This is a genomic window from Microcoleus sp. MON2_D5, assembly GCF_036701905.1.
Classification (GTDB): domain Bacteria; phylum Cyanobacteriota; class Cyanobacteriia; order Cyanobacteriales; family Microcoleaceae; genus Microcoleus.
In genome coordinates, this window is record NZ_JAUBRM010000015.1 from 33776 (window position 1) to 39958 (window position 6183).

Below are 6183 nucleotides of genomic sequence, written 5' to 3' on the forward strand. Positions count from 1 at the left end.
GGTAACAAGTGTCAGTTTTAGCCCCACAGGAGATAGGATCGCTACTGCCTCATCTGACAACACTGTGAAATTGTGGGACTTGCAAGGCAACTGCTTGGTAACATTCACCGGACATAATAACTCGGTAACAAGTGTCAGTTTTAGCCCCACAGGAGATAGGATCGCTACTGCCTCATCTGACAACACTGTGAAATTGTGGGACTTGCAGGGCAACTGCAAGGTAACATTCACCGGACATAATGACCGGGTAACAAGTGTCTGTTTTAGCCCCACAGGAGATGCGATCGCTACTGCCTCAAATAATGGCACGGCCAAATTGTGGGACTTGCAGGGCAACTGCTTGGTAACATTCACCGGACATAATTATGCGGTATGGAGTGTCTGTTTTAGTCCGAATGGAGAGGTGATCGCTACTGCCTCATATGACAAAACTGCCAAATTGTGGGACTTGCAAGGCAACTGCTTGGTAACATTCACCGGACATAATGACTGGGTAACAAGTGTCAGTTTTAGCCCCACAGGAGATAGGATCGCTACTGCCTCATCTGACAACACTGCGAAATTGTGGGACTTGCAAGGCAACTGCTTGGTAACATTCACCGGACATAATGACGGGGTAACAAGTGTCAGTTTTAGCCCCACAGGAGATAGGATCGCTACTGCCTCAATTGACGGCACAGCCAAATTGTGGGACTTGCAAGGCAACTGCTTGGTAACATTCACCGGACATAATGACTGGCTAACAAGTGTCTGTTTTAGCCCCACAGAGGATGCGATCGCCACTGCCTCATATGACGGCACCGCCAAATTGTGGGACTTGCAGGGGAGTTTACTTGCAAACTTTAGCGGCTATAAGGGCAATTTGCTCAAAGGTGAGGCAGATTTTGGGGAGTTAACAAGTCCGATTTATAGTATTTGTTTTAGTCGGGACGGGAAGTTTTTGATAACTGGTTCGCAGGATGGAAAGGTGCGCTTTTGGCAGATCGAAAGTTTGGACGAGTTGTTGGCGAGGGGGAGGGAATGGCTTGGTGAGAAAATTTAACCGCTGATCCACGCGGATGATTTGAATTTAGCAACGATTTTACGATTCTTTTTCACTTGTTCAAACTGCTATTAGCTTTACCCACTTTAGACACCAGAATTATTGAATAATTCGGGTATCTAGCAGACTACAAGCCGGAAATTTAAAAGTCAAGATTTATTAAGATTTTACAAAAAAGCGATGACAAATCACAAATCATGTATCTAAAATAAGAGACAAATTGACCCGGAAACTGAAGGTAAGAAAATGTCTGAACTTAGACAAAATCTAATTACCAGAGATTGGGTAATCATCGCCACCGAACGGGCGACAAGACCGGATCAATTCGCCAACAAAAAAAAGTGGGCAGCAGTAGTGCCACCGCACCGTGCCGATTGCCCGTTTTGCGTGGGAAATGAAGAAGACGCAACCTTAGAAACTTGCCGTTTGGGCGATCGCGCTGACTGGAAAGTCAGGGCAATTTATAACAAATATCCCGCCCTCTCCCCCACAGCAGAATGGATGAGGATCTCATCGGGAATTCACCGCACGATGGCGGGAATCGGCGTTCACGAAGTAATTGTCGAACACCCGCGACACGATTTGACGACAGCTTTGTTGAGTGTGGAAGAAGTTGCAAACATACTTTTAGTATACCGCCAGCGCTATGTAGAAATTAGAAAAAATCCCCACATTGAAACAATTATTATCTTCAAAAATCACGGGGAAACTGCCGGAACTTCTCTCGAACACCCCCACTCGCAGATAGCAGCGACACCCGTAGTACCCAGCCAATTTCGCAGTCGCATCGACGAAGCTATTAGATATTTTGATGACACGGGAGAATGTCTGTTTTGCCGCACTTTGGAAGATGAATTAGCGGCGAAGGAAAGAGTGATTTGTGAGAGTGAACATTTTGTGGCTTTTATCCCTTACGCTGCACTTTCACCGTTTCACACTTGGATTTTTCCGCGCCGCCATTCCTCTTCGTTTGATGAAATTACTGATGCGGAAATTACGGATCTTGCTGATACTTTGAAAACTGTACTGGCTAAGTTTTATTACGGATTGAACAATCCCGATTACAACTATAATATTCGATCGGTGCCGATCGCCCAACGGGCAACAAAATACTTTCACTGGTATATTGCAATTATTCCCAGAGTCACCAAGCAAGCTGGGTTTGAGTTGGGCAGCGGGATGTTTATCAATACTGCTTTGCCCGAAGAAAGTGCGGCGTTTTTGCGATCGATCGACATTCCTAGCGACAGTAATTCCCCCCCCATCTAAAGTATCCTACATCACAATACGTCAAATTTACATCAAATTGTAGTGGAAATGCACGCAGCCACTCTGATTTGCGAGTCTGTCTTGGGGGAGAAGTGAGATTATTTGAGATTTAATATTTGAGATTAAAAAATTGGGGATAACGAATGATCTAAGGGTTTAGATCACCCGTCTACAGTTGCATTCTTTTGTGAAACTGGTATCATTTACGAGCTCAACTTATGAAGGTACAAATACTTAGGCCTTGTACCAAACTCACAATAAACTTTCGACATACTGCCAGCCGTCGTCGCTAAAAGTAGCTCTCAACATATCTCTAATTTTGGCATCGATCGATAATATTTCCTCGCCCGAATCACCATTCTCGCCGATTTCGCAACTGTCTTCAGACATATGTTCTTGGATGTGGGCCAGAGTATGAGCGAAATTAGCCAGAAAATAATGTTCGTGCACCCACGCTGTCGGATCTGGTATTTCTGCACTCCCAAAAGCTCGATCGACTAAATCTTTTTTGGCAACATCGTCAGTCTGGTTTTTCATGTTGAGTTCGATTTAGGTAGAACTGGTAACTTATTATCCCATTTTAAGCTTAATTGTCAACAGAATCGCGATCCCGATCGACCACAGCAGTGACAAATTTGTGTAGTTTGTGCGATCGCGATCTTAAGTTTTTTGTCGATCGCGTGTTATCATACTACATCAAACTCGGTGGCCAAGAATTTTTATCTCCGGCAAAATACACTTTGGCATCATTCCGTGAACTCCTTTCTGAGGATTGTTGACAGCCTGCGTAATCCGAAAATTTACGGCAATGGAACACAAAACATAAGCATCTTCTTCTTTGAAACCCGCAAAAGTTTGGAGCCAATAAATCGTCTGTTTTACCGCCATCTCAAACGCTTCATCTAATGTTCTACCGAATCCCATAATCACAATATGAGTGGGCGTTTCTGCAAACGGAAATATCAGAATAAAATCCTTGCGTAAGATGATTTGAAGAGTTCCCTTCATCGAAGTTTCAATGGCAGTACCGTCAACTTCACCATCTCCTTGTGCCGAATGTCCGTCGCCGATGGACAGTAAACCGCCACGCAGAAAAACAGGTAAAAATAACCGCGTTCCTGCTTGGAGTTCCTGATTGTCCATATTGCCGCCGTAGCGCTCTGGAGGAATAGAAGAACGGTTGATTTCTGCATTGGCAACGCCGATAATGCAAAAAAAAGGATGCAGGGGAATCCGAATGCCGCTACCTGCGGGAAATTCAGCAATTTTTTGCTCTAAATCTAGCCGAATAAACCGCAATTTAGGTTCGGAGAAATACTCCGGTAAAGCTCCCCACCCGGCGCGAATTGCATTAAATCCGACTGGTAAACTCGGGTAAACATCCTCAATGTGAATTTCTAAAACGTCTCCCGGTTCGGCATTGTTAACATAAATCGGACCTGTCAACAAGTGGGGCCCGGGGCCAACTTTGCGGTGGGGAGGCAAATTCTGACAAATATCTAAAAATTCCGGCGTCAGAAATTCCGGCGGGGCTTTGTCAGCAACATAATATCCTGAATAGGTTTCGATGTCGATGCGATCGCCCGAATCCACCCTTAAAGCAGGTTCGATATTCGGAGAGAAACCGCCCAAGTGTACGGTGTTGCAGTTAGCCTTGAGAAGGTGGCGAGTCATGGGATTTTAGATTTTAGATTTTAGATTTTAGATTGAAGGAAGGGTGTTAAGAATGTTATATCGCAAGTCTCAAGCATTTTTGACAAAGATTTTTTTTAATGAACCGCAGAGGGCGCAGAGGGCGCAGAGAAAGAGAATTGAGAGATAAGAAGAGGTGAAAAAATGGTTGAAGTTTGTTAGATGTGAGATATTTTACTAATTTCTTAACTTTTTGATAACTTGGGTAGTTTAAAATTTCTAGTCGAGAATCTAAAATCGATGGCTATTTTTTCTTCAGACTAATGACTAATAACTAATGACTAATGTTGACACCATTGCCCGATCAATTAAAAAATTCTAGAGATTTGCCCCGCAATCCCTGGTTTTTTGCTGTTTTGATTTTGATTGTCCTACTGCTAGGTTTCATGATGCAATCTTACCTTAATCAACCTCAGCTTTTAACCGATCCGTTTTTGCAACTCCCAACAGTAAACTCGGTGCGAGTTGTCTGGTTTACCGAGTTTGCCGGTACTCGCAACACTGTTGCTTACGGCGAAAATTTGAATCAAACTGTGACGGCAAATACTACCAAGCTGAGCCGCACTCGCGAAGACAAAGACTCTCACATTTCCGATGAAATCAAACAAAGCATAATTGAAACTAATCCAATTGTCCGCGACATCTGGCGCCACGAAGCAGAAGTGCCCAATTTAAGGTCGGGTGTTCGCATTCCTTATCTAGTAACTAGCGAAAGAGAAGACGGCGCATCTGTCAGCAGCAAAGTTTTCACTCTTTCTCCGACACCAGCAGCAGGAATTGCGCTCAAAATCCTCCTCACTTCCGACCATCAATTGATGCCTATGACAGCAGCAAATCTCCAGAAAGTAGCCGAAACAATTGGGAGAGTTGACGCGGTTTTTATGGCAGGGGATTTAATTAATATACCCGATCGCGCTTCTGAATGGTTTGACGACTACCGAGGCCGCGCCTTTTTTCCCTCTCTGCAAGGTCGCGCATTTTCCGAACTCGACAAAAACGGCATCAAAACCGTTTACAGCGGCGGCGAACTGATCCAACACGCGCCTTTATTCCCCGCCATTGGCAATCACGAAATCATGGGTCGCTTTGCAACCAACAGCACACTCAGTGACCAATTTAATGATCCTTTCCCCCGCGCCGCTGCCGAGAAAATATACGCTCAACGTGCTGCATCTGTGAATCCCAATAATGACTCTTCAGTGCGGCAAATCTGGCTGAAAAACAATAGTTTTAATAGCGATACCTATGACGAAATTTTCAATTTACCTGGTGACAAAAATTATTATGCTGTGACTTTTGGGGACGTGCGGTTAGTTACTTTGTATGTTACGAATATTTGGCGGACTCCGAATTTAGATCCGGGTGCGAGAGGCAGGTATCGCGAACGGGACGAAGATTTTAGTAATCCCGAAAAGTGGGGATACGGACAGCATATTTTTGAGCCTATTGTCAAGGGCAGCGCTCAATATAATTGGCTGCAACAAGAGTTAAAAAGTGCGGAATTCCAGCAGGCAAAATATAAAATTGTGATGTTTCACCACCCGCCGCATTCTCTGGGCGACAATATTGTACCTGCTTATACTGACCCAGTGCAAATAGTCGATCGCGCTGAGAATGGCGAGATTAAAATGGTGCGTTACGAGTATCCGAAACAGCAAGATTCTCTGATTCGAGATGTAGTGCCGCTACTAGAAACAGCGGGCGTGCAGTTGGTATTTTACGGACATTCGCACTTGTGGAATCGATTTGTCAGTTCCAGCGGAATGCACTTTTTGGAGACTTCTAATGTTGGTAACAGTTACGGTGCTTTTGCGGGGGAAAAGCGCCGATTTGTGCCGCCGGGATATCGGGAAGATTACACCGCTATTGGAGACCCGAACGGATTGGAACCTGTGGTGCCGACTGTTGCGCCTTTGTTGGGAGAAGACGGGCGGCCGCTGCCGTATATTGATAGCAACGATATTACGGCTTTTACTATTTTTGATACGGGTAGTGGTGTTGTGAGTAGCTACTATTTTGATACGCGGAAACCGGAGTCGGAAGTGGTGAAGTTTGATGAGTTTAAGTGCGACGGGTAAGGAAACGGCTTTTCCGTGTCCCTACAGATATCTGAGTCAACTGAGATGTTGCACTATTCTCAATTACCTGTTTAGCAACGGGCAAGATGCCCGTTCCACAAG

General features: G+C 44.8%; 5 protein-coding genes. 3 read left to right on the forward strand and 2 right to left on the reverse strand.

Translation table 11 applies throughout. The features are described 5' to 3' along the window. Both QUA47_RS07675 and galT read left to right on the forward strand, forming a co-directional pair. Positions 1–1042: WD40 repeat domain-containing protein (locus tag QUA47_RS07675; protein ID WP_333430304.1), on the forward strand; the 1042-nt coding region annotated here is incomplete at its 5' end. A 246-nt stretch (positions 1043–1288) separates the two neighbouring features. Beyond that, complete coding sequence (gene galT / locus QUA47_RS07680; protein WP_333430305.1) at positions 1289–2311, forward strand: galactose-1-phosphate uridylyltransferase; 1023 nt, start codon at positions 1289–1291, stop codon at positions 2309–2311. A gap of 252 nt (positions 2312–2563) precedes the next feature. On the opposite strand, the gene QUA47_RS07685 is transcribed toward galT, so the two are convergent. Next, entirely contained in the window at positions 2564–2848 is a 285-nt protein-coding gene (locus tag QUA47_RS07685; RefSeq protein WP_006630949.1) for a hypothetical protein, read from the reverse strand. A gap of 159 nt (positions 2849–3007) precedes the next feature. Then, entirely contained in the window at positions 3008–3985 is a 978-nt protein-coding gene (locus tag QUA47_RS07690) for an acetamidase/formamidase family protein (RefSeq protein WP_333430306.1), read from the reverse strand. A gap of 302 nt (positions 3986–4287) precedes the next feature. On the opposite strand from QUA47_RS07690, the gene QUA47_RS07695 reads away from it, so the two are divergent. Beyond that, complete coding sequence (locus tag QUA47_RS07695) at positions 4288–6081, forward strand: metallophosphoesterase (protein ID WP_333430307.1); 1794 nt, start codon at positions 4288–4290, stop codon at positions 6079–6081. The last annotated feature ends 102 nt before the right edge of the window (positions 6082–6183 follow it).

Bases quoted from the DNA above. Each gene is read 5' to 3' on its own strand.
- galT (WP_333430305.1), top strand. From the start codon at position 1,289: ATGTCTGAACTTAGACAAAATCTAATTACCAGAGATTGGGTAATCATC.
- QUA47_RS07685 (WP_006630949.1), bottom strand. From the start codon at position 2,848: ATGAAAAACCAGACTGACGATGTTGCCAAAAAAGATTTAGTCGATCGA.
- QUA47_RS07690 (WP_333430306.1), bottom strand. From the start codon at position 3,985: ATGACTCGCCACCTTCTCAAGGCTAACTGCAACACCGTACACTTGGGC.
- QUA47_RS07695 (WP_333430307.1), top strand. From the start codon at position 4,288: ATGTTGACACCATTGCCCGATCAATTAAAAAATTCTAGAGATTTGCCC.